Here is a 23,636-nt window from a genome sequence, read left to right as displayed (position 1 = left end):
GTATTTTTAACTATGAAAAGAGTTATTGATCATGGAAATAAAGAGAGGAATAATACGATGAAAAAAACAATGCAATTTACGGGTCTCTTGATCGCAGGAAGCTCGATTTTATTAAGCGCATGTGGTCAGCAAGAGGAGAAGGCAACCGCATATGATAAGATTCAAAAAGAAGGAACGATCGTCGTCGCGACGGCTGGTACACTTTTTCCGACATCTTATCATGAAGAGAAAAACAATAAGTTGACTGGATTTGATGTCGAAGTCGTCAAAGAAGTAGCAAAACGTCTTGATTTGAAAGTGAAATTCAAAGAGATGTCATTCGATGGTATGTTGACAAGTGTTAATACGGGTCAAGTTGATCTTGCCGCTAACGACATTACGATCACCGATGATCGTAAAGAAAAATTCGCGTTCTCAAAACCATATAAATATACGTATGGTACGGCAATCGTCCGTAAAAGTGATTTGTCAGGCATCAAGTCTCTTGAAGACTTAAAAGGGAAAAAAGCTGCCGGAGAAGCTACAACGACGTATATGCAAATCGCTAAAAAATTCGGTGCAAAAGAAGTCACGTACGATAACGCGACGAACGATCAGTATCTACGCGATGTCTCAAATGGTCGAACAGACGTTATCTTGAATGATTACTACTTGCAAACACTCGCTGTCGATTTCTTCAAGGACTTCGATATTACGATTCATCCTGATATCGCTTATAATCCAAGTCAGGTTGGTTTAATCATGGATTTAGATAACAAGGAACTTCAATCCAACATTAACGAACAACTCGATAAAATGAAGGAAGATGGCACATTAAAGGAAATTTCGAAGCAATTCTATGCCGGAAAAGATGTCTCCCAAATGCCTGACGTCAAAACGACGATCGTCGATGTGAATTAACGATGTCTTCGATTGATTGGCGGTCCGTCTTCAATCCAGAATTGGCGGTCGAATCGTTTCCTTATATTTTGAGTGGACTGGGGCAGACGCTATGGATTTCCTTGCTCAGTATGGCCATTGGTCTCGGAATCGGGTTAATCCTTGCCCTTTGCCGTCTGTCTCACCTTCGACTTTTACGCATCGGAGCTAGCGCTTATATCTCGTTTATGCGTGGTGTTCCGATTCTCGTGTTGCTGTTCATGTTGTATTTCGGACTGCCGGTCATCAATATTCAACTTGACGCGTTAACAGCAGCCATCACCGGTTTTAGTTTGAACAGTGCTGCGTACATGGCGGAGATCATTCGCTCCTCCTTGTTATCGATTGATCGTGGACAAGAAGAGGCGGCAGCGTCACTCGGTTTATCTAGGTATCGGACGTTTGTCGGCATCATTTTGCCACAAGCGATCCGGATTGCCATCCCACCACTCTCAAACGTTCTGCTTGATCTAGTTAAAGCTTCATCGCTTGCTGCCATGATTACAGTTCCTGAGATTTTTCAAAAGGCAAAAATCGTCGGTGGGCGCGAATTCGATTATATGACCGTCTATTTTGTCGTTGCGTTCATTTACTGGGGAATCTGTTCCTGTATCGCAGTCATTCAAGAGGTTCTCGAACGTCGTTTTGCGCGGTATCTGTGATTCATTTATATACAGTTATACAAACAGGCGATGGACATGGTCCATCGCCTGTTTACTTTCTTTTTTTGATATACCATGTCGTCAACCTTCTCGATATATCGTCAAAAAGTGTTCTAATTGTCTTGGTTGTAATGGGCGATGGAAGAGATATCCTTGCAACGTATGACATCCCAATCGCTCGAGCAATACCGCCTCTTCTTCTAATTCAATCCCTTCAGCTACAATTGTCATATCTAATCGCTTTCCTAACTGAATGATCGTCTCGATCATTGCTCGTTTCTTCTCTGAATGAATGGCTTCTTGAACGATTTCTTTTGGAATCTTCAATTGATCGAACGGTAACTCCACTAACGATTGCATCGATGAGAATCCCGTTCCGAAGTCATCGAGCGCAATCCGGATCCCGTATAAATGAAGTGCGTTTAATGTCTCGATGATTTGCTCTGTTCCTTCAATGAAGATGTGTTCTGTCATCTCGATTTCGAGTAATGACGGAGGGAAGCCAGACTGTTTTAAGATCCCCAATACGCGATCCATAAAATCAGATTGACGTAATTCCCACGGTGAGACATTCACGGAAATCGTTAACGGCTCCTTTCCCTCTTCCAACCATGCTTTTCCTTGGAAACAAGCTTGACGCATGACCCAAACGCCTAATGTCTCAATGAAACGTGTCCGCTCCGCAAGTGGAATGAACTCATTTGGCGGAACGAGACCATATTCCGGATGATTCCAACGAATCAATGCTTCGACTCCTGTAATTTGACGCGTTTTTGCATTGACCTGAGGTTGAAATAAAATAAAAAAGTCGCGATCCAGCTCTGCATCGTATAAGTCGCGTGTTAATTGAAGCGCCCGTTTTCGTTCATTTTGTGTCGCTAAATCTGTAATTGCATACGTATTTTTCCGATTGGATTTAGCAGTGAACAAGGCAATCTCCGCATCATTAATGACATGGTCCGTCGTTTCGTCATTTACATAGGAAACACCGATACTTGCAGTGACGTTAATCTGTTTAAAGTCAATTTGAACGCGCTCTGATACACTCGATAAAATATCGTCACAAAGGCTTCGTGCATCGTAATGGTTTGGAGCATGCAGTAAAAAAGCACTTCCGCTCGCTTTCGCAATCGTACAATCCGGAAAGCGATTCATTAACCGACGACCAATGATGTGCAAAGTGCGGTCACCTGTCCGGTAACCAAAAGCATCATTGACGGTTTTAAAATCATCCAGATCAACAAGACAAATCATGTCGCCTTCTCGTTTTTTCTTGTCCACTTCTATGACAAAAGAAGAACGGTTCGACAAACCTGTCACAGTATCCGTAAATGCTTGTTCTTGTAAACGTGCTAAGTAGTCAATATTACGTTCAAGACGGGTGACGTATTGATTATGGATCAATAAACTGATGATCGTCGCAATTAAGATAAGTCCAATTCGTGCGATATGATCAGATGCAAACATCGTAACGTTTTCTAATGAAGGGGTTTGATACCAGATATAGAGTAAGGAGATCGTCGTGATGCTCGTTGCGTATAACAACATCGTCCGGTTAATAACAACGAGAGACGCTAAAATAAAAAGTAGTGCGCATGCCCAAACGGACTGAACACCTCGATCAATGAATGGATAATAAATATAAGGAATCAATAAAAAAATACTCGACATCATATGTGGCTTCAATCGATCCGACAATGTACTTTTACCGATGAAATATTGCACGATTCCAGCACTTGCAATGACGATTGCTCGCACCCAATCGTCTCCATCTAAACCGGAGCGACTGAATATATTCGCCACGATGTATAAAACGGCACCACAACTCGTCAACACAAAAATGATCATCCCGAACAACTGATAATTTGCTCGAATTTCTCGATGATATTGCAGACTATTGGAAGAACGTCGCTGTGTATTCACCGCCATCCCCTCTTTCTAGTTCCTGTCGTTTATTTTCCTTATCAGAACCAAAATAAAACCTGAATTTTCTAAAAATAATAAAATATTGGGAAGTCATGATTTTAAGTAGAATGGGAATAGAGAGGTATAGAAAGGAGTAATGATTATGTCACATTTACTATTCATCGAAGCGAACGATAGCACACATCAAAAAAAAGGCATTAGCTCTGAATTGAACGATGCCTTTTTGAACGCGTATCGTGAAACACATCCGGATGATACAGTTACGGTTTTAAATTTATTTGAAGAACGTCTTCCCTTCTTCGATTTGAAACTGGCGAGCGCGGCAGGTCGCCTCTTTAAAGGCGAGGAATTAACTGGAGAGGATGCGACACATGCACAGCGACTTCAGGAGTATTTAAACGGTTTCTTAGATGCCGATAAGGTCGTCTTCTCATTTCCGATGTGGAACTTGACGGTTCCGGCACCGCTGCACAATTATATGGATTATCTTGCTCAAGCTGGTCAAACATTTCGTTATACGGCCGAAGGTTCGATTGGACTTGTTGAAGACAAACAAGTCCTGTTGATTCATTCACGCGGTGGTGATTATTCGACAAAAGAGAAAGCATCGAGTGAGCACGCTGTTCGCTACATGCTCGATCTATTAGCATTCTTTGGAATTGATGATGTATCGACTGTCATTCTCGAAGGACATCAGCAATACCCGGAACGTGCCTCTGAATTAATCGAACAAGCACTGCAAGAGTGCCGACAATTCGGTCGTAAGTTTTAAGTGGGGAAGAATCTTCGCTGATACTAAAAGTGACCTAAGAAATGACCATCTTCTATTTGAAGACTCTCTTAAATACCTTGTCCGGTTATTTTTAGACCGACAAGGTATTTTTTGGCATCGATAAGCATATTTATAATTAAAGTACAAACAATAAATACTGTTCTTTCATACGAAGAATCATCTTTTTCCGAACGTCGTGTTCAAATGCATGAAACAGTGCATAGGCGACTGAGTACTGTTTTTGGAGTGTTGTATCTTTCTCACCTAGATGTTCATTATAATGAGCGAGTTGATAATAAAAATGACCGAAGAGAAATGTATGATTATGCATCAAGCATAACTCATATCCTTTTTTTGCGATGACAATACTTTCCTCAGACTTCCCTTGGTACTCAAGGATTTGAGAATGATTGAAGTAAATTTTCAATAGCGAATTTAGATGGATAGTGGACTGAAGAACTTCGATTTCATTTTCTAATTCCTGATACACGGATTCCGTTAAATGAAATAAGTCTTGCTCTGAATACATATTCGCAATCGCCATTTTGATTCGAATGAACAATTGAATGGACTGAGACCAGACTTCTTTTTCAATCAACAAGTTGCTGAGTAGGCTTGCCGCTGACCGAAAATCGATTCGATTTTGCTTTAGGTCAATGATCGTCTTGATGTAGCTTTTTAAAATGTCGATTTCGACAATGCTATCCTTTTCTTGCTGGTGAATTCGCTCTAACGCCTCTTTGTATTTCTCTTCTCGAAGCAAATCGGATAAGAATCGATCTAGTTGAAAGAACTTTTCCTCATCGGTATGTTCTTGAAACAACAAAGAGATGGGAACTTGCAACCTTACAGCAAGTTGTTGTAATAAATCAACAGTCGGAGAATTTAAGCCGTTTTCAATTTTACTAATTTCAGCTTGACTACATAAATCAGCACATAGTTCTTTTTGAGAATACCCCTTTTGAACACGAAATCGTTTTAAGTTTTCTCCAATTGGATTAGCATTAACCATTTTATCAAATCCTCCAAATATCTTAAAACGTCACATTGTGTTTTGAATCATGCTTCGTGTTTAACGGTAGACTCAAAAGTAAACAATAAATAATCTTTCTTTAAGTCAACGACTAATTGTTTCGTCGTTTGAAATTCAAATGCGTGTAACAATGTATAAGCTATCGTATATGTCTTTTGAAATAAAGCGTTACCGACAGCTTCTTGATAATTTCCTAATTGAAAATAAAAATGCCCTAACAGAAAAGTCTGTTGAGAATCTAAGCATAAATTAATTCCTTTTTGAATAAACACGTTCGCTTCTTCAAATAAATCTTGATATAAAAGAATTTGAGCATGATTAAAATAGATTTTTATCAAAGAAGTAATATATTGGGAAGTTTTAAGTTGCTCTAATAGCGTTTCAATATCGGAATAAGTACCTGTAGTTAAATGATATAACTCATGTTCAGCATATATATTTGCAATTGCCGTTTTAATCCGAATGAATAACGAAATGGATTCGTTCCAAACATCATACTCATTTAAAAGATTACTTAATAAGGACGTGGCTGTTCTAAAATCAAATCTATTTTGTTTCATCTCCACGATGATCTGAAAGTAAGCACTTAATATGATTAAATTCATATTCTCTTTGTGATCATACTTTGAAATGAATTGTGTGACTTGATCAAAATTCTCTTCTCGAAGTTGATCTGAAATAAATTTATCAAAAAAATCTATTTCTTCATTAGCTTGAGGATTCTCGAATAAAAGTGCAATCGGACTATTTAAACGAGCGGCAATTTTTTGCAATAATTCTACGGTTGGTGAATTTAAGCCGTTCTCGATTTTACTAATCTCAGCTTGACTACAAATACCCTCACATAGTGCTTGTTGAGTCAATTGCTTTTCGATACGCAATTGTTTGATTTTTTCACCGATTGATGAAGTTAAATCATCCATCTTTATCTTTCCTCACTCACTTTCATCTACAGGAAATAGCAATAGATCTGATAAATGTGTTTCAAGAATTTTTCGGTATGCGTGATTATTCGTCGCAGTGAAAAATGAGTAAGCAATTGTATACGCTTCTTTAATACTTTTCTCGGAAGCGTTTAACGCTTCTAAAAAGAAGCCCTTTTGATAATAAAAGTGACCAATGTATGTTAAATCTTCTAGCTCTTTGGTTTCTTTTATCGCGTGTTCAACTTCTTTTAACCCTTCCTCGAATCGCTTTAACCGATATAAGTTACGTAAGTAATTATATATGATTTTCATTTTAATTTTTTTATACTCGCGTGTACGGTAAGGTAGTTTTAATAGCGCTTCATAAATTTGATGAGAATGCGTGTAATCATCATGATTCGTATATAAAACAGCAATTGCCATCTGAATTCTGGTGTAGAGAAGAAATGACTTTTCAACTAAACTTTCTTCAATGACTAATTTTAATAACGCAGAAATACATGTTCTAAAATCGATGTTTCCTTTTTCATGTAATAACAGCTTTTGATGATATCGAATTAACACTTGAATTTCAAATTCAGTATTTGCTTTTGCATATTCTTCTAAATCCTTCTCCATAGCTGAGTAAGTTTTCTCTCTCATATGGCGCAACATTCTTTGGTCAATTTCATTTAATTTTTGTGAGACGATCTCATCTTCAAAAAACAATGAAATCGGGATGCGTAGTCTTCGACAAATCTGCTGTAACAAATCAATCGTTGGGGAATTTCGACCATTTTCGATTTTACTGATTTCAGCCTGACTACAAATTCCTTCACAAAGTGCTTTTTGTGTCATTCCTTGTTTTTTTCGTTCTTGCTTGATCTTATCACCAACAGAATGAATGACTGGATGCATAGAGGTCACTCCTCAAATCAAAAATATCGAACTCATGAAAAAAGTCTTCCGTTTCAAGTATATATCACTTGAGACGGAAGACGTGTCTATGCTTCCGGCGAGAATCGAACTCGCACTGCAGCATTACCATTGCTGAGGTCTGCCATTAACCTACGGAAGCTTGCAAAACCTGATTCTAGTATAACTTATAAAAAAAGACAAAACAAGAAGTCGATGCTTTTCAGCTCAACTTCTTGTCACTAATTTACAATGTAGTTTTCGTTAGCGAGTTATCATAGACGACTAAAACTGAATAATGTTCATCCGCTTTAGACGCAACGAATGTTGAAAATTTTAATGTAATGATGGCGTTCGATCCGACCCCATTATTTTCAAAAAATTCATTTAGTCTCTCCTCTAACTCCTCAGGCGATCGCCCGACGACTACTTTAGAATGCAACATGATCATCACTCCGTTTCGTTATGGTAGGTTCGAGTTTAGTAATTACCTGATCGTATAAATGTTAAACCTTTATTTTTTTCGACTTGCCCCACACTCTCTCTATCCGCTATGGTGAAATGGAGTCATTCAACTATTGAAGAACAGGAGTGAAGTCTGATGGAACAAATCAATTTTGATGAAACGATCGAGAAACGAAATACAGGATCCGTCAAGTGGGACGGGCTCCCTTCGCTATATGGATCAGATGAGCTAATTCCGATGTGGGTCGCCGACATGGACGTCCGTCCACCACACCATTTGACAGAACGATTGACTAGACGTGCTGCTACAGGTCATTTCGGTTACTCGATGTTTGAAGACGAAGCAAAACGAGCGATTCAACAATGGTTTCAAAAGCGATATGACGTCACAATCACTACTGATACCATTCTCTACTCGAGCGGTGTCGTTCCAGGACTTGCGCATACCGTCCTCGCATTGACTGAACCGAGTGATGAAATCATCATCCAGACACCGGTCTATCCTCCATTTCATCAAATCATTCAGTCTAATCAACGACAACTCATTGAAAATCCGCTTCTTTTAGACGGTGAGACGTATCAGACAGACTTTCCACTTCTCGAACGGCAAATGCGAACAGCACGTATGATGATTCTCTGTAGCCCGCATAATCCAAGTGGTAAGGTCTATCCGAGAGAAGAATTACAACAAATCGTCGAACTCGCGAAGCAACATGATGTTTATCTTGTATCCGATGAGATTCATGCGGACCTCGTCTATACAGGTTCCATGCACACGCCTATTCTCGGTTTGGATTATGAAAAACTCATTTTAGTGAGTGCCCCATCCAAAACGTTCAATATTCCGGGTCTATATGCGTCTTATTTGATCGTACCTGACATCTCGATTCGTCAACAGATCGAGCGTATCCAGCAACGTCATTTCGTTCATCCGAATGCATTGGCTTCGACTGCGATTTCGGCAGCGTATGGTGATGCTATGAGTGAACAATGGCTCTCACAATTACTTAAGTATTTAGAAGGAAATCGTGACCATGCCATCCGTCGGATTCGCCAAGAGATGCCAAAATTAGACGTTGTCATTCCAGAAGCAACTTTCCTGTTGTGGATCGACTTCAAAGCACTCGAACTAGATAGTAAAACACGATCAGATTGGCTCGTCAAGGAGGTAAAAATCGCTTTAACGCATGGTTCTTCGTTCGGGTCTGGTGGAGAAACATTTGAACGTTTAAATATCGGCTGTCCTCGTGCACAATTAAATCAGGCATTAGACCGTTTAAGCACCGCATATCAACGGTTTTGGACCAATTAATAAAACATAAATGATCCTAATTTATTGGGATCATTTATGTTTTATTTAATTATTCAGAATATTTCTAATTGATGAACTTCAACAGGGACTAAAACCGTCCCAATCCCTTAAGGCACTAGGCGTGGCGGCACTTTTCATGAAAATGAAGTGACTTGCAAAGTCGTTTTATCCCCTGTAAGGTGGGGAACATATCATTTGGCGAACAAGTCAATACATGCTTGATCGCTGAAAAAACTATTGCATTTGGAGGATTTAACTTTATGACGCAAGAATGGATTTCGATCATCCTGTATCTTGTTCTCATGTTGGCAATCGGTTATTTTGCCTACAAACGAACGACGAATACAGAAGATTACATGTTAGGCGGACGCGATCTCGGTCCAGGTGTCACAGCACTCTCTGCTGGTGCATCGGATATGAGTGGATGGATGCTCATGGGACTTCCCGGCGCCATGTATGCAACAGGTGTATCAGCCCTTTGGCTCGCACTCGGTTTATTGATTGGATGTTACGTAAACTATATCGTACTCGCACCACGTTTCCGTCTCTATACAGAAATGGCAAACGACTCAATTACGATCCCTGATTTCTTAGAGAATCGCTTTGAAGACAAATCACGCGTGCTTCGTACCGTATCAGCACTCGTTATCATCATCTTCTTCACATTTTACACATCAGCTGGAATCGTATCTGGCGGAAAATTATTCGTCAGCTCATTCGGATTTGATTACCACTATGGTATGCTCTTGACGATTGCGGTCGTAATCGCCTACACACTTTTCGGCGGTTTTCTCGCAGTTAGTTGGACCGATTTCGTCCAGGGCTGTATCATGTTCGTCGCACTCGTTCTCGTACCGATCGTCGCATTGACAGACGTTGGTGGAATCGATGGTGCGTACAATTACGCTGAAAACTTAGATCCTACACTGTTTGATCCACTTAAAGGAACGACGATTCTTGGAATCATTGGATTCCTTGCCTGGGGACTTGGATACTTCGGTCAACCCCATATCATCGTCCGCTTTATGGCGATTCGTTCCGTTAAAGATTTAAAAAGTGCCCGTCGCATCGGGATTGGTTGGATGTTCGTCTCTATCATCGGTGCGATGATGACTGGTCTTGTCGGAATCGCTTATTTCGAAGGACAAGGCAATGGACTCGGTGACCCGGAAACAGTCTTCATCCGTTTCTCGGATGTACTATTCCACCCGTATATCACAGGATTCTTAATGGCTGCGATTCTTGCAGCGATCATGTCGACGATTTCATCACAATTGCTCGTTACTTCGAGTGCGTTGACAGAAGATTTTTATAAGACGTTCTTGAAAAAAGACGCATCGGATAAAGAACTCGTCCTGACAGGTCGAATTGCCGTTCTTGTCGTTGCCGTCATCGCAAGTATTCTCGCGTGGAATCCGTCAGCGACGATTCTTGCACTAGTCGGTTATGCATGGGCTGGATTCGGTTCTGCCTTTGGTCCGATCATCTTGCTTTCTCTCTACTGGAAACGGATGACGAAACAAGGTGCACTGGCTGGTATTATCTCAGGTGCCTTGACTGTCATCATCTGGGTTCAACTCGGACTTAGTACGACGCTTTATGAAATGGTACCTGGATTCTTCACAAGCTTGATCTTTACGGTCGTTGTCAGCTTGATGACGAAACAACCTGTCAATGCCGTTCAGGAAACGTTTGAAGAGATGGAAGACGAATTAAAAGACGCAGTTCAATAATCAGCGAATAGCAAGTAAGACCTCTGCCGATGTTTCGGCAGAGGTCTTTTTTGACTTACAGTTCAATCACGCCATAATGCAACTTCGACGTCTTCCGCTTTGTTCGTTCGAACCCAAACTGTTCAAACAAGGGACTCTCATAATGTGCTTTTAAAACGATGCGCTGACGTGCCACACGCTTCGCCTCTACCATCGCTTCCTCGGATAAAGCTTCATAATTCGCAAGCGTCCGTAAAGCGTCGAGATGCGTCGATTCTTCGACGGTCTGTTCGAACATAGGATCAAAGTAGATGACATCAAAGGAATCATCCGGACATTCTTTCAAATAGGTGAGATGGTGTTTGACTTTCACTTCAATTCGTCGCATCGCTTGATTAATCGGTTCGTAGGATTCTTCCCACCGTTTTAATCCGTTCTTGACGACAAACGCTGTCTCAATGCGGCTTTCTAAGCCGGTGATACGCCCCCGCTCTCCGATGGCATGACTCATGACGATGGCATCTGCTCCAAGACCAAGTGTGCAGTCAAGCACACACATCCCTTCCGATAAGCGTCCGATCGCAACGAGAGGGTCGCCTCCTCCTGCATCAATTTGTTTGATGCGAAACACCGCACTTGAAGGATGGAAAAAGAACGATGTCGCCTCGCCTAGTGGATATAAATCAAGCCGTTGTTTATCGACGACAAGCACCGGTAATCCTGTCTCCTGTTGCAAGTGTTCTATGCTTTTTTTCTGGCGTTCGACGTAGATAAAATGTATCGTCTTATCCGCTAACAACTGCTTTACACGATGATGCACGTCGTCAGTCGGACGAAGACATGTCGTCAGTCCAATGGTTGGTCTCATAATGCGTTCCTCCATAAAAAAATAAGCTAGCCGGAGCTAGCTCATTTCTTTTTCTTCAATAATCCTTCGATATCTTCAATCAATGCTTTTTTCGAAATCAGGTCTTCTTGCTTTTCCTGTTCGACTTTTGCATCGACCGTCGTCCGCTTCATGAGTGCCTGAAGCGTCTCATCGATGCTTGACTTCAAATGATCGCGGTCTTCTTTATTAAGGGAAAGATCATGTTGAACTTCATCCCCTTGTTCATCTAATTGGCGTAAGCGTTCCGTCAATTGTTTCGCTTCACGATTCAAGTCCGAATACAATCGTTCGATTTGCTCTAGACGCAATTTGATTCCGTCACGTTCTGTGAACACGTTTTCCAGCCCCTTCCAGTATGCAGTTGTCTACATCATTACTTTACCATATTCCGAGGTAATTAAAACAATCACAAGATGATTACAGAATGACTTTTTTTAGATTTCTTCCTGCGAATCGATTCCAGTTAATTTTTGCAATTGCACAGAGGGTATCGCTATAATGTAAACGAAGCATCAATTGGGATGAGGGAGGATTTTGTGATGGAATTGAGACGTCGAACATTACGTCATGTCGATCAAGCTGAGTACGATCATTTCTTGAAGTATGGCGAGCAAGCATATGGACTGACTCCGCAAGAAATCAAAGGGTATGACCATGAGCTTGGAGAAGAGCGGGCTTTTGATTCCGTCGAGCACAGTTATCCTGAAGATTATTACTTTGATATCGTTGAAGCGGATACGATCGTGGGGCGGGTTTTGCTCTTAAAAATGGGTCACTACTTCCAACTCGACTTCATGGTGTTTGATCCCTATACGCGTCGGGGTCTAGCTACTCAAGCAGTTGCTGAAGCATTGACGTATTCTGGGGTACTAGATCGTCACGAAGTACGTGCGCGTGTCCTTGAACAATCACCGCACGCTTCGTTTGCAAAACGCATTTTAGAAGCGAATGATTTTACATCGACAGAGAACTATTACGTCAAAGGAAGACGTCGTCGATACTCGCTGCAACGAATGGGCTAAAGACCGTCCGAAAGACCATGAAACTCATGGTCTTTTTTAATGCCCTCATCGCTTCATCACCTTTGACAGTTGATCGATTTCAGCGTACAATTTTCATTTGTATGAACAGAAAGGAGTACATCTCATGAACGAATGGTTATGGATCCCTTCCATTTTCTTAACGATGGGATTATTGATTTTCAGTTATTATTTATTTGGTAAGACAGGATTGTTGATGTGGATTGCCATCGCAACAATCATTGCAAACATCCAAGTTACACAAACCGTCGATATTTTTGGTTTCGTCTTCACGTTAGGGAACGTCGTGTATGGCAGTTGTTATCTAGCGACAGATATTCTCAATGAAAAATACGGAAAACAGGTCGCTCGTAAAGGCGTCTATATGGGGTTCTTCTCCCTGATCACGACGACCGTTCTCATGCAGTTCAGTCTCTTGTATACACCACTTGCTGATAAGGCTGCACTCGAAACATCCGATTCCTTGCATTTATTGTTTGGACTCTTACCATGGATTGCTGTTGGTAGTCTTGCCGCTTATCTCGTCTCGCAACTATTCGATGTCTTTATCTATTCAAAGATCCGTCAGAAGACAGGCGACCGTAAGCTTTGGTTACGGACAACAGGGTCAACCGTATTAAGTCAATTGCTTGATACGTTGACGTTTTGTGCGATTGCCTTTCACGATATGCCCTTCTCCATCTGGTGGCAAATCTTCATTACGACGTATCTCGCGAAATTCGTTGTCGCTTGGTTCGCGACACCATTCATGTATTTAGCAAAACGTATCCACCCAACGAAACAATCGACAGACGCTGCTGCATGACCTAAAAAAAACTAGAAGACTTGACGAAATTGTCGGATAATGGGAGTGGAGGTGCCTACATGAAAATCAAACGGAATGAACCATTTCGATATACGCTGAAAAAACCAATAACAGGTGAATTTCATTTATTGAAAAATAACCAGCGTACTCCCAATGGACTGATGAAAATTCATAATATCTCACCGAACGGACTAGCAATCAGCACAGAACTAAAACTTCCACTTCACAAATCAATGAAAATCGTTGTTGAGTTCTCATTGATCGAGGGTCAAGAACCTTTATGCATCGAAGGTCAGTTATTGCATGAGAAGCCAGTGGGTCCCGAGAGACTGTATGGCATCCGCCTCAATCCGTCAACGACTGATCGCGATACGATCATCGCTCAGGTTAAACAAGTTGCTCAATTGGAACGATAATTTATAAGAAAATGATGCGTCTCACGCAACTTCTATAGGAAACAGCGCATTTATGCGCTTCAGAGACAAACAAGACCCGCTTTCCTGCTTGAATGAAGCAGGAAACCGGGTCTTGTGTCTCGCCTGAGGAAGCGGCGTGAAAAGGCGCGTCATTCTTTTTTTGAGTCAGCTCTCTGTTTTATGCCTAGATGAATTAACCTTCAAACGTACGGAAGACGACTGCTTCATAAGGTCGAAGCGTGAGTTCGTCGGTAACAACGGACCCATCATAGTTTCCGATGACCCGGTCTGACGTATCATGCGTAGACGGAATATTCACATCATGATCCGCAAACGAACAGTAGACATACCAGGTCTCCCCTTCAAGCGTTCGTGAGTAGGCGTATACTTCTGGATGATCTTCGAGTAAGAGTTCATAGCGACCATAGACGACGAGCTCATGGTCATGTCGTAGACGAATCAACTGTTGATAGTAATAAAAGATGGATTGCTCATCTGCAAGCGCCTGTTCGACGTTGATTTCCGGATAGTTCGGATTGACCTTCAACCATGGTGTTCCCGTTGAGAAACCAGCGTTTTCCGACGCATCCCACTGCATCGGTGTCCGCGCATTGTCGCGTCCTTTGATATGGATGGAACGTAGTAGTTCAGCCGGTGATGCCCCTTGTTCCGTACGTTCTTTCCACATGTTCCGAATTTCGATATCTTCATAGTCCGCGATGTCTTCAAAAGCGACGTTCGTCATGCCGATTTCCTCGCCTTGATAGATATATGGCGTCCCTTTTAACAAATGCAATAATGTAGCAAGCATTTTAGCTGACTCGACGCGGTACGTCGTGTCATTTCCGAATCGACTGACGACGCGGGGTTGATCGTGGTTGTTCCAATAGAGCGAGTTCCAGCCCGTCTCATGTAAGGCCGTCTGCCATTTGGTGAAGTTTTGCTTGAGTTTAAGTAAATCAAACGGAATGACGTCCCATTTCCCATTCGGACCTGAATCGAGATCCATATGTTCGAACGTAAAGACCATGTTGACCTCTTTACGTGCCGGATCCGTGTAAAGAATGGCATCATCCGTCGTCGCTCCTGGCATCTCACCGACTGTCAGGACATCGTATTTACCGAAGGAAGCTTCGTTCATCTCGTGTAAAAATTCATGGACACGTGGTCCATTGATATAATGTTCTCCACCATCTCCATACAGTGCTCCTGGATGGACCGTCGCATCTGGTAAGCCGGGTGTCTTCGAAATCAAGTTGATGACATCCATTCGGAAACCATCAATCCCTCGATCCAACCAACGACGAATCATCCCGTACACATCGTGACGCATCTGCTCATTTTCCCAGTTCAAGTCAGGCTGCTTCTTCGAGAATAAGTGTAAGTAATACTCATTCGTTGTTTCATCATATTCCCAGGCAGGTCCAGAGAAAATCGATCCCCAGTTGTTTGGTAGCGAACCGTCTGGATTTGCCGGGCGCCACATATAATAATCCCGATATGGATTGTCCTTGCTTTGACGCGACTCCGCGAACCACTGATGTTCATCTGACGAATGATTGATGACTAGGTCCATGACGATTTTGATATCTCGTGCATGTGCCTCATCTAGAAGACGATCAAAATCATCCATCGTCCCGAATTCCTTCATGATGGCTTCATAATCACGGATATCATAGCCATTATCATCGTTCGGTGAATCATAGACAGGACTTAGCCAAATGACGTCGATACCAAGCGTCTTCAAATAATCCAACTTCTCGATGATTCCGTTCAAGTCACCGATTCCATCCCCATTCGAATCATTATAACTACGTGGGTAAATTTGATAAACGACACTATCATGCCACCATTTACGTTCCATCCTCAACACTCTCCTCTTTTATGTACGTAACGTGCTACATATTGAGCAAACGATTGCATCAATTTGTAAAAGCGCTTTCAATTATCACAACGTCATCTTAACATGTCCATGAGAGGTGCTCAAGCAAGAACCTTAACATATTTGATATCATGAAATATGAAATACAGGTGTTTACTACATCTAAGATGATGGGAAAGAAAGGTATGAGAAAGGAGTGTGGACAAATGTATCGTCGATATTTGCTCTTCCTTGTCTGGGCGATTGCTATTGTCTTCATCTTATTATTTGGAAATAATCGTGTCTTCCCAGAAGGTTTCTTGATTTCGTTTTTACGTTTCGACCAAAGTCAATTTGATACATCCGCGTTAAGTTTATTTGCCTTACTCGGTATTTATCCGTTCGCATTCTTTTTACTATTTCTAGATGAGAAACGATTCATGCGACCCGGACCGCTCGTCGCAAGTATTGGATCCTTCTTCTTAGGTGCCTTCGTGTTGATGCCTTATGTCGCTCTCGCTATTCCTAGGAAAACGTTTCTTCCTTTTCGTCGTCGCGGGTGGATTCCGACCGTCGTCGCCTTACTTAGCGTCGTGACGACATTATTGCTTTGGATTGCTCTTGCTCGATCTGATTGGAGTATATTCCGCATCTACTTTGAGACCAATCAATTCGTTCGAACGATGACCGTCGATTTGTTATTATTCTACATTCTGCAAGTCTATCTGCTCCGGCGCATTCGTGTTCGGAATGCACAATCATTAGAGTGGCAAGACGTGATTCCGCTCTTTGGCTTATTTCGTTATCTATTCGCAAGACATTTACCGACATCCTCAAAATCTTAATTTATGGTACAATGAAATTTGGATTTTTCGAAAAGGAGATGTCATCCGATGGAACAATATCATGCACTTTGCGAACACATTTTGGAACACGGAACAAAAAAGGAAGACCGGACGGGAACGGGAACACTCAGCGTGTTTGGTCACCAAATGCGCTTCTCCCTTCAAGATGGTTTTCCTCTCATTACGACGAAAAAGTTACATATGAAGTCGATCATCCATGAGTTGATTTGGTTCATCTCGGGTGATACGAATATTCGTTATCTACAGGAAAATGGTGTGCGAATTTGGAACGAATGGGCCGATGAGAACGGAGATCTAGGTCCTGTTTACGGGGCACAATGGCGCTCTTTTCCACGTCCAGATGGCACGACGGTCGATCAGCTGGCACAAGTCATTGAACAGATCAAAACGAATCCGGATTCTCGTCGTTTGATCGTCAGTGCTTGGAATCCTGGACAAGTCGATGAGATGGCTTTACCGCCCTGTCATCTCTTGTTCCAATTTTATGTCGCTGACGGAAAACTATCATGCCAATTGTATCAACGTTCAGCTGATGTTTTCTTAGGCGTACCATTCAATATTGCATCTTATGCGTTACTGACACATATGATTGCTCATGTGTGTGGACTTGAAGTCGGAGACTTCGTTCATACGCTCGGTGACGCTCATATCTATTCGAACCATGTGGAACAAGTCAATCTTCAGTTGACGCGTACCCCGAAAAAATTACCGACGCTGCGCTTCGCTCGAACAGTCGATCGTATCGAAGACTTCCGCTTCGAAGACATCATTATTGAAGGCTATGATCCTGATCCGCACATTAAAGGTGTGGTAGCCGTATGATCACACATATCGTAGCGTATACGAAAAATCATGTCATTGGTCGTGACAATGCGATGCCTTGGCATCTTCCAGCTGATTTGGCTCACTTCAAGCGTACGACGATTGGCAAACCGATCATCATGGGACGAAAGACGTTCGAATCCATCGGACGACCGTTGCCCGGTCGAGAGAACATCGTCATTACGCGCGATCAGACGTTTGCAGCCGAAGGTGTAACGGTATGGCATGATCTATCTGCTTTACAACCATACGTCGATTCAGAAGAAGAAGTCTTTTTGATTGGTGGTGGAGAGTTGTTTGCTCAAACGCTTCCTCTTGCTCGCCGCCTGTATGTCACTGAAATTGATACGGTTCTTTCTGGAGATGTACATTATCCCGAAATCCCATCTTCATTTCAGATTACTTCCGAAACACATTATGATGCGGTCGAGGGAAACGATTATCCGTTCATCATTCGTCGATATGATCAGTAACTAAAAAACAGCCACATTGCTCCGTATGACGGACAAATGTGGCTGTTTTTTTTAAGGAATTTGCATGATCCATTCAGCAATCCATTCCTCCATATCAGAATCGAACTGTGAGGTCATGATATAGTCTGTCGCACCGCATGATAGCGCATTGGCTAAACGATCGTCTTCTTGATTTGTCACGATCAAAACATCAATGATCGATTCCCGTTGTTGTCTCCACTCCTCTAATCGTACAAAGTTCTCGCTTGCTAACTGATCGAGTGAAAGAATCGCCAATTGTATTGGCGACGTCCGTTGATCGTCTAGCGAAATCACCTCAATATGGTATTTCGGATGATCCGGCATATCAAGCGTATGTACCTGTTTAAGGAATCCTTGCTCGACACGGATATAGACCGGTATTTTTTCGATCGATATCGCTGTTGAGTAGGACACCACTTGATTACGGCCGTTACGTTTCGCTTGATACAGAGCTTCATCTGCCTCTGCTGTTGCTTGCGCCAGGGATGTGTGGAGATCAAAAGCAAAGGAGAGACCAATCGAAACTGTTACTTTTAATCCGTTCGCAAAAATATGGCGCTCGACACGCTCGCGAATTTTATTCATACTCGCAACTGCTTGCGGTACTGTTTCTGCTGAAAACAATAAGATGAATTCCTCACCACCGAAACGAATGAATTCATCATCGAGACGAGCGGCTTGTTGAACGACGGTAGCTAGTTCGGAGAGGACCAAATCCCCTGTTGGATGTCCATGTAAATCATTGATCCGCTTAAAATGATCGATATCAAAAATCGCTAACCCAAATGTCCGCTGTTCACGTTCGAGACGTGCTACGCGACGATCATAGGCACTTTGGAGGTATTTCCGGTTATAAGCTCCCGTCAGTTCATCGACTAAGATCGTCGAAGATACGACCCTTAATTTTCGTAATAGTCTCGCTAGACGAACATGTCGTTCTTCATTCGTCACTGTCTCATCCCAGTAGTCATCAGCTCCCATCTCATAGCTGACTTGACGAATGTCAGACCGGTTCGGACCTACGATGATGACGGGAACGAATGCTGACTCCATTTGTTTGATCAGTTTTTGAGTCAACTCTAAGGATTCCGCGATAGATGCATGGTCGATGATGACAGCATCCATAGCAATATCATGTGATATCGACAACGTGTCTTCCACCGAACTGAAGAATCGTGACATATAGCGCTCCTGTTCGAGCGATTTCTTCCATTTAATATTCTCAAGAAAACGTCTTGTCACAGTGACGACCAATTCTTTTCGAATCCGATTGGCGCGTGAGCGTTCAGACAACTGATCGACGATTGGCCGCAGTAATTCTTTAACGATCGGCTGAGTGATGACCGCATTCATTTGTTCCCACGTCGCTTTTTCCCGACTCACTTGATCGGCAAGTCCTTTAAACAGTTCCTCTCTCCCGAGCCCTTCAAGCCAGCTTGCTAATGCGAGTAATTCTGTCCGTGGCACGGTCGGCATCCGAAGTAACGTCTCCACCATGATGATCGTCTGTTGCAGTTGTTTTTCTATCTGTTTTCGACTCCGTTCCATCCAATCCCCTCTCTTTCCATACATCCGAAGAACCGTCCTCGGATAAAGAGAAAGCGAGGGAATTCCCCCGCTTTTTCAACTCACGCTTTTAAGTTCGGACGGACCATATCTGCTGGTACGATCCATTGATCATATTGTTCTTCTGTTAGTAGACCAGTCGCAAGTGCTGCTTCTTTTAAGGTTGACCCGGATTGATGCGCTGCTTTTGCAATTTTCGCCGCATTCTCATATCCAATGTGCGGGTTGAGTGCAGTGACAAGCATCAACGAACGTTCGACGTTCTCAGCGATGACGGATTGTTCTGGTTCAATTCCGATCGCACAGTGGTCATTGAACGAATGCAAGGCGTCTGTCAGTAAACGAACTGATTGTATGAAGTTATACATAATGACCGGCTTGAAGACGTTTAGTTCGAAGTTTCCTTGACTTGCAGCAAAACCAATCGTCGCATCGTTTCCAAGGACTTGTGCAGCGACCATCGTCAACGCTTCACTTTGAGTCGGATTGACTTTCCCAGGCATGATTGAGCTTCCCGGCTCATTTTCTGGAATCGTGATTTCGCCGATCCCTGCTCGTGGACCTGATGCGAGCCAGCGAACGTCGTTTGCGATCTTCATCGCGTCCATCGCTAACGCTTTGACCGCACCATGCGTAAAGACGAGTTGATCGTGGCTTGTTAGGGCGTGGAATTTGTTTTCCGCACTCGTGAATTCATATCCCGTTTCTTCACTCATCTTTTGCGCAGCCAAATCACCGAAGTCCGGATGTGCGTTGATGCCCGTTCCAACAGCCGTACCGCCGATTGCTAATTCCGTTAACGGATCAAGCGTCCGTTCGATCATTTGCTTCGAAAGTGCAAGCATCCGGACCCAACCGCTGATTTCTTGACCGAGTGTGATCGGTGTAGCATCTTGCAAGTGTGTCCGTCCGATCTTGACGATATCTGCAAACGCGTTCGCTTTTTCGTCAAGTGTCGCATGCAAAGCATCGATTGCTGGGAATAGTGATTCCAACAAGACTGTCTTCGCCGCTAAATGCATCGCTGTCGGATATGTATCATTTGAACTTTGTGATTTGTTGACGTCATCATTCGGATGAATCGTCGTCTCACTGCCTTGTTCTTTCAACTTGCGTGTCGCGACCCGAGCGATCACTTCGTTGACGTTCATATTTGACTGTGTACCTGAACCCGTTTGCCAAACGACAAGCGGAAACTCATCATCGAATTTCCCCGCGATGATCTCGTCACATACTTCAGCGATGACACCTGCTTTTTCTGCCTCAAGCACGCCCAAGTCGCGGTTCGCAAGCGCCGCTCCTTTTTTCAGGACTGCAAAGGCACGAATGACTTCAATCGGCATTTTTTCCGTTCCGATCTTAAAGTTTTCTAGACTACGTTGTGTTTGTGCGCCCCATTCCTGCGCTTCTGGTACACGAATTTCCCCCATCGTGTCACGTTCTACACGGTATTCCATAAACAAATTCCCCCTTTTGATTATTTCTCTTTTAGTTTAACGCAAAAGTAGACAGAATGGGAATGAGAGAGACAGTTTTGGGGAATAGTTTATTATCGAAAAAGGAGTGAAGATTTCATGTGGTTGATTAACTTAACGATTGTACTGCTTTTGATTTTAGCAAACGGTATTTTTGCGATGACCGAACTCGCTTTGCTTTCCTCAAAACGGTCGAAATTAGAGAAAGCAGCGAATGATGGCAAAAAGTCAGCCCATGTTGCGTTAGAGTTACTTGATCGACCAACCGATCTGTTATCGACTGTTCAAGTCGGCATCACGTTAATCGGCATCGTCAATGGTGCCTTTGGTGGTGCCGCTCTCTCAGGACCGGTCATCAAGTGGCTTGCTCAATTCGCGTGGCTCGCCCCTTATGCCAGTACGATCGGCTATATTCTCGTCGTAACGATCATCACCTATATTTCACTCGTCATCGGTGAACTCGTTCCTAAGCGTGTCGCCCTTGTCAGTCCAGAACGGGTCACGATGTGGCTTGCCCCACCGATGCGTTTTTTCTCGATTGTGCTTCGACCATTCATTTGGGTTCTAAGTAAGTCGACGAGTTCCATCTTCCGTTTGATTGGTCTGGATCGACTGCAAACAGAAGACGAGACGGAAGATGAAGTCCGGCAATTACTGATTCGTGGTACGCAAGAGGGAACCTTCAATCGGTCTGAAGCGGAGCAAGTCTCTCGTGTGTTTGATTTTCATGATTTGTACGCGTACGAACTGATGGAGCCGCGTACCGTTACCGAATGGATTGACTTAGCGGATGACTCCGATACGATCTTACAAGAGCTCCGGCAAGCGCGACATCGAAACTTACCGGTTGGTCATGGTGACTTGGATCACTTCGTCGGTTTCATCGATGCGAAAGAGGTGCTATCAACGGAACGACCTGTTCAAGAACTTGAACGACTGATTCAATCACCACTGATCGTTCCCCGTCAATTAAAAGCAACCGTCTTGCTTGAACGGATGCGCAAAGAGACGGTATCAATCGCATTTGTTCTCGATGAATACGGTGGTTTCCTCGGCATGATCACCTTATTCGACATCCTCGAAGCATTCGTTGGCGAAATTTCAAGCGTTGAGGAAGAACCGGAACTCGTCATGCGAAAGGATGGCTCATTCCTAGCGGATGGTCTATTGCACATCGATGATTTAAAGCGGACGCTCGGTTATACAGAAGACTTACCCGGTGAACAGTTGAACGCCTATCATACGGTTGCTGGTTTGATTCTATATACGTTAGGTGATGTCCCCTCCCGTGGGAGTACTGTCGAAATTGGACCGTACCGGTTTGAAGTCGTTGATTTAGACGGACGACGCGTCGACCAAATTCTGATCGAGCGAATCGAACATGAACAAACACCCCTACCGTGAGGATAGGGGTGTTTGTCGTCAATCATGCTTCGTATAATCGTAACGCCTCTCGTGCGACACGATCTGCTTTGTTCTCCGACCGTGGAATCCACTTCACGAAAGCGAGTGGTAAGAGTTGATAACGCGCAAAGGCAGGATCAAAAATCGTCTGCGTTCGTTTGTTCTTGACGAATTCGCGTTCGACTGCGAGTGCAACGGCTTCTGAATCCGTCCGAAACGAAATGACGCTCTCGCCTTGTGCAATCAGTTCGTGCGCCCACTCGACGGCTTTCGCAAAAGCAATAAATTCTGCTTCATGATTATTGATCGCTTGAATTTGATACATTTTTTCCGTGACTTCGCCCTCGGAATTTTTACTGAAAAGCCCAACCGCCGCTTCATCATTTGAAGGACGGACCGTACCGTCAAAATAAAGTTCAACCATGTTCAATTGCCGCCTCGATTCCTTTTCGTATCGCTTGTTCATCTAGCCCTTTCCCAATGAAGACAAGCGTCGTCTTTGGTTGTTCGCTAAATGGTTCTCTGATTGCTGTGCCATAAATCATGCCAGTACCTTGTAAAATGACCTTTCGATCCGTATCTGCAAAATGAATGATTCCTTTATAGCGATAGAGATCTTCCGCATACGCTTCTAACACCTCACGTAGGACCATTCCAAATCGATTTCGGTTCAAGGGTCGTTCCTCGACAATCGTCAATGCCGTGAAATCCTCAACCGATTGATGAATCTGATCCGTTTGTTGACTGAGTCGTACTTGCTCTTCTTTTGGAAAATGGAACGTTTCAAACAGTCGGTCCGATTCAAGTTGAGCCTGTTCCGTTTCAATGATAGCTGCAGAAGGATTTCGTTCGCGAAGTAAAGCGGACAACGTTTCGCGCTTTGACTCGTCGATCAAATCCATTTTATTCAAGATCAGGACGTCAGCAAAGCCGATTTGTTTCACATTTTCTTGGAACGTCAGTTGACGTTCCAAGTGATACGCATCGATGACCGTAACGACACTTGAAATCTGATAGGACTGTTCAACAGCCGGCTCAAAGTAGAATGTCTGTAGAATCGGCCCTGGATCAGCAACGCCTGTCGTCTCAATCAATAATCGATCAAACGATAACTCCCCATCTCGACGGCGTTTTGCGATCCGTAGCAACGCATCCCGTAAATCACCGCGAATCGAACAACAAATGCAACCATTCGTCAATTCGATCATCTCTTCGTCACTTCGTTCAATCAATGCTTCATCAATATGAACAGAACCTACTTCATTGACGAGCAAGGCAAACTTTTCTGTCGGTTGAGAAACGAGATGATTGAGTAGCGTAGTTTTACCGGCACCTAAAAAACCAGTAATGACGGTCGTACGTATTTTGTCTTGCATGA

At 43.1% G+C, this 23,636-nt stretch carries 23 protein-coding genes and 1 tRNA gene; 12 read left to right on the top strand and 12 right to left on the bottom strand.

The window, feature by feature from the left end:
• The first annotated feature begins 57 nt into the window (after nucleotides 1-57).
• Complete coding sequence (locus tag AYO36_RS05555; RefSeq protein WP_064299704.1) at nucleotides 58-900, top strand: transporter substrate-binding domain-containing protein; 843 nt, start codon at nucleotides 58-60, stop codon at nucleotides 898-900.
• 2 nt (nucleotides 901-902) lie between these two features.
• Nucleotides 903-1,580 carry an amino acid ABC transporter permease gene (locus AYO36_RS05550; RefSeq protein ID WP_064299703.1) on the top strand — a complete coding sequence of 226 codons (678 nt, stop codon included), beginning with the start codon at nucleotides 903-905 and terminating at the stop codon, nucleotides 1,578-1,580.
• 81 nt (nucleotides 1,581-1,661) lie between these two features.
• Here the strand turns inward: AYO36_RS05550 and AYO36_RS05545 are convergent, their stop codons facing one another.
• Nucleotides 1,662-3,503, bottom strand: a complete 1,842-nt coding sequence (locus AYO36_RS05545) for a putative bifunctional diguanylate cyclase/phosphodiesterase (protein ID WP_369815313.1) — start codon at nucleotides 3,501-3,503, stop codon at nucleotides 1,662-1,664.
• 145 nt (nucleotides 3,504-3,648) lie between these two features.
• On the opposite strand from AYO36_RS05545, the gene AYO36_RS05540 reads away from it, so the two are divergent.
• The gene (locus AYO36_RS05540) at nucleotides 3,649-4,278 is read left to right on the top strand and encodes an FMN-dependent NADH-azoreductase (RefSeq protein WP_064299701.1); all 630 of its coding nucleotides are present in this window, start codon (nucleotides 3,649-3,651) and stop codon (nucleotides 4,276-4,278) included.
• A gap of 136 nt (nucleotides 4,279-4,414) precedes the next feature.
• Here AYO36_RS05540 and AYO36_RS05535 read toward each other — a convergent pair whose 3' ends face one another.
• The 4 genes from AYO36_RS05535 to AYO36_RS05520 all read right to left on the bottom strand — a co-directional run bounded on the left by AYO36_RS05535 (nucleotide 4,415) and on the right by AYO36_RS05520 (nucleotide 7,294).
• On the bottom strand, nucleotides 4,415-5,290 hold the full coding sequence (locus tag AYO36_RS05535) for a helix-turn-helix domain-containing protein (protein WP_064299700.1): 876 nt from the start codon (nucleotides 5,288-5,290) through the stop codon (nucleotides 4,415-4,417).
• A gap of 47 nt (nucleotides 5,291-5,337) precedes the next feature.
• The gene (locus tag AYO36_RS05530) at nucleotides 5,338-6,234 is read right to left on the bottom strand and encodes a helix-turn-helix domain-containing protein (protein ID WP_064299699.1); all 897 of its coding nucleotides are present in this window, start codon (nucleotides 6,232-6,234) and stop codon (nucleotides 5,338-5,340) included.
• 12 nt (nucleotides 6,235-6,246) lie between these two features.
• Complete coding sequence (locus tag AYO36_RS05525; protein ID WP_064299698.1) at nucleotides 6,247-7,134, bottom strand: helix-turn-helix domain-containing protein; 888 nt, start codon at nucleotides 7,132-7,134, stop codon at nucleotides 6,247-6,249.
• Nucleotides 7,135-7,223: 89 nt separating this feature from the next.
• Nucleotides 7,224-7,294, bottom strand: a tRNA-Thr gene (locus tag AYO36_RS05520).
• 438 nt (nucleotides 7,295-7,732) lie between these two features.
• Here AYO36_RS05520 and AYO36_RS05515 point away from each other — a divergent pair.
• Together AYO36_RS05515 and putP are read left to right on the top strand one after the other, a co-directional pair.
• On the top strand, nucleotides 7,733-8,908 hold the full coding sequence (locus AYO36_RS05515; protein WP_082874167.1) for a MalY/PatB family protein: 1,176 nt from the start codon (nucleotides 7,733-7,735) through the stop codon (nucleotides 8,906-8,908).
• Nucleotides 8,909-9,168: 260 nt separating this feature from the next.
• Entirely contained in the window at nucleotides 9,169-10,641 is a 1,473-nt protein-coding gene (gene putP / locus AYO36_RS05510; RefSeq protein ID WP_064299697.1) for a sodium/proline symporter PutP, read from the top strand.
• A gap of 55 nt (nucleotides 10,642-10,696) precedes the next feature.
• Here the strand turns inward: putP and AYO36_RS05505 are convergent, their stop codons facing one another.
• Together AYO36_RS05505 and AYO36_RS05500 are read right to left on the bottom strand one after the other, a co-directional pair.
• Complete coding sequence (locus tag AYO36_RS05505) at nucleotides 10,697-11,488, bottom strand: class I SAM-dependent methyltransferase (RefSeq protein WP_231884651.1); 792 nt, start codon at nucleotides 11,486-11,488, stop codon at nucleotides 10,697-10,699.
• Between the two features lie 41 nt (nucleotides 11,489-11,529).
• The gene (locus AYO36_RS05500) at nucleotides 11,530-11,844 is read right to left on the bottom strand and encodes a hypothetical protein (RefSeq protein ID WP_023468579.1); all 315 of its coding nucleotides are present in this window, start codon (nucleotides 11,842-11,844) and stop codon (nucleotides 11,530-11,532) included.
• Nucleotides 11,845-12,048: 204 nt separating this feature from the next.
• Between AYO36_RS05500 and AYO36_RS05495 the strand changes: the two genes are divergently transcribed.
• The 3 genes from AYO36_RS05495 to AYO36_RS05485 all read left to right on the top strand — a co-directional run bounded on the left by AYO36_RS05495 (nucleotide 12,049) and on the right by AYO36_RS05485 (nucleotide 13,770).
• The gene (locus AYO36_RS05495; RefSeq protein WP_064299696.1) at nucleotides 12,049-12,531 is read left to right on the top strand and encodes a GNAT family N-acetyltransferase; all 483 of its coding nucleotides are present in this window, start codon (nucleotides 12,049-12,051) and stop codon (nucleotides 12,529-12,531) included.
• A gap of 124 nt (nucleotides 12,532-12,655) precedes the next feature.
• Nucleotides 12,656-13,354 carry a queuosine precursor transporter gene (locus tag AYO36_RS05490; protein WP_064299695.1) on the top strand — a complete coding sequence of 233 codons (699 nt, stop codon included), beginning with the start codon at nucleotides 12,656-12,658 and terminating at the stop codon, nucleotides 13,352-13,354.
• A 59-nt stretch (nucleotides 13,355-13,413) separates the two neighbouring features.
• Nucleotides 13,414-13,770, top strand: coding sequence for a PilZ domain-containing protein (locus AYO36_RS05485; protein ID WP_029341957.1), 357 nt, complete (start codon nucleotides 13,414-13,416; stop codon nucleotides 13,768-13,770).
• Nucleotides 13,771-13,963: 193 nt separating this feature from the next.
• Here the strand turns inward: AYO36_RS05485 and AYO36_RS05480 are convergent, their stop codons facing one another.
• Nucleotides 13,964-15,634 carry a glycoside hydrolase family 13 protein gene (locus tag AYO36_RS05480; protein ID WP_064299694.1) on the bottom strand — a complete coding sequence of 557 codons (1,671 nt, stop codon included), beginning with the start codon at nucleotides 15,632-15,634 and terminating at the stop codon, nucleotides 13,964-13,966.
• 224 nt (nucleotides 15,635-15,858) lie between these two features.
• On the opposite strand from AYO36_RS05480, the gene AYO36_RS05475 reads away from it, so the two are divergent.
• From AYO36_RS05475 to AYO36_RS05465, 3 genes are read left to right on the top strand one after another with little or no spacing between them, the layout of a single operon-like run.
• On the top strand, nucleotides 15,859-16,476 hold the full coding sequence (locus AYO36_RS05475; RefSeq protein WP_064299693.1) for a hypothetical protein: 618 nt from the start codon (nucleotides 15,859-15,861) through the stop codon (nucleotides 16,474-16,476).
• A gap of 48 nt (nucleotides 16,477-16,524) precedes the next feature.
• On the top strand, nucleotides 16,525-17,319 hold the full coding sequence (locus AYO36_RS05470; RefSeq protein WP_029341960.1) for a thymidylate synthase: 795 nt from the start codon (nucleotides 16,525-16,527) through the stop codon (nucleotides 17,317-17,319).
• Nucleotides 17,316-17,792 (top strand): dihydrofolate reductase, encoded by a 477-nt coding sequence (locus AYO36_RS05465; protein ID WP_064299692.1) that lies wholly within the window; start codon nucleotides 17,316-17,318, stop codon nucleotides 17,790-17,792. Before AYO36_RS05470 ends, AYO36_RS05465 begins: the two co-directional genes overlap by 4 nt.
• 51 nt (nucleotides 17,793-17,843) lie before the next feature.
• Here the strand turns inward: AYO36_RS05465 and AYO36_RS05460 are convergent, their stop codons facing one another.
• Nucleotides 17,844-19,361, bottom strand: a complete 1,518-nt coding sequence (locus tag AYO36_RS05460) for a GGDEF domain-containing protein (RefSeq protein WP_064299691.1) — start codon at nucleotides 19,359-19,361, stop codon at nucleotides 17,844-17,846.
• An 80-nt stretch (nucleotides 19,362-19,441) separates the two neighbouring features.
• Nucleotides 19,442-20,836, bottom strand: coding sequence for a class II fumarate hydratase (gene fumC, locus AYO36_RS05455; protein ID WP_035396940.1), 1,395 nt, complete (start codon nucleotides 20,834-20,836; stop codon nucleotides 19,442-19,444).
• Nucleotides 20,837-20,953: 117 nt separating this feature from the next.
• On the opposite strand from fumC, the gene AYO36_RS05450 reads away from it, so the two are divergent.
• Complete coding sequence (locus AYO36_RS05450) at nucleotides 20,954-22,258, top strand: hemolysin family protein (RefSeq protein ID WP_055968472.1); 1,305 nt, start codon at nucleotides 20,954-20,956, stop codon at nucleotides 22,256-22,258.
• A 22-nt stretch (nucleotides 22,259-22,280) separates the two neighbouring features.
• Here AYO36_RS05450 and AYO36_RS05445 read toward each other — a convergent pair whose 3' ends face one another.
• Both AYO36_RS05445 and AYO36_RS05440 read right to left on the bottom strand, forming a co-directional pair.
• A complete protein-coding gene (locus AYO36_RS05445; RefSeq protein WP_064299690.1) occupies nucleotides 22,281-22,682 on the bottom strand; it encodes a reverse transcriptase-like protein in 402 nt (133 codons plus the stop codon).
• A complete protein-coding gene (locus tag AYO36_RS05440; protein WP_023468590.1) occupies nucleotides 22,675-23,634 on the bottom strand; it encodes a CobW family GTP-binding protein in 960 nt (319 codons plus the stop codon). Before AYO36_RS05440 ends, AYO36_RS05445 begins: the two co-directional genes overlap by 8 nt.
• Between the last annotated feature and the right edge of the window lie 2 nt (nucleotides 23,635-23,636).

This window comes from Exiguobacterium sp. KKBO11 (assembly GCF_001644945.1).
GTDB lineage: Bacteria > Bacillota > Bacilli > Exiguobacteriales > Exiguobacteriaceae > Exiguobacterium_A > Exiguobacterium_A abrahamii.
The sequence above is the reverse complement of the archived record's forward strand: the minus strand, read 5'-3'. Positions and strand labels throughout refer to the sequence as shown.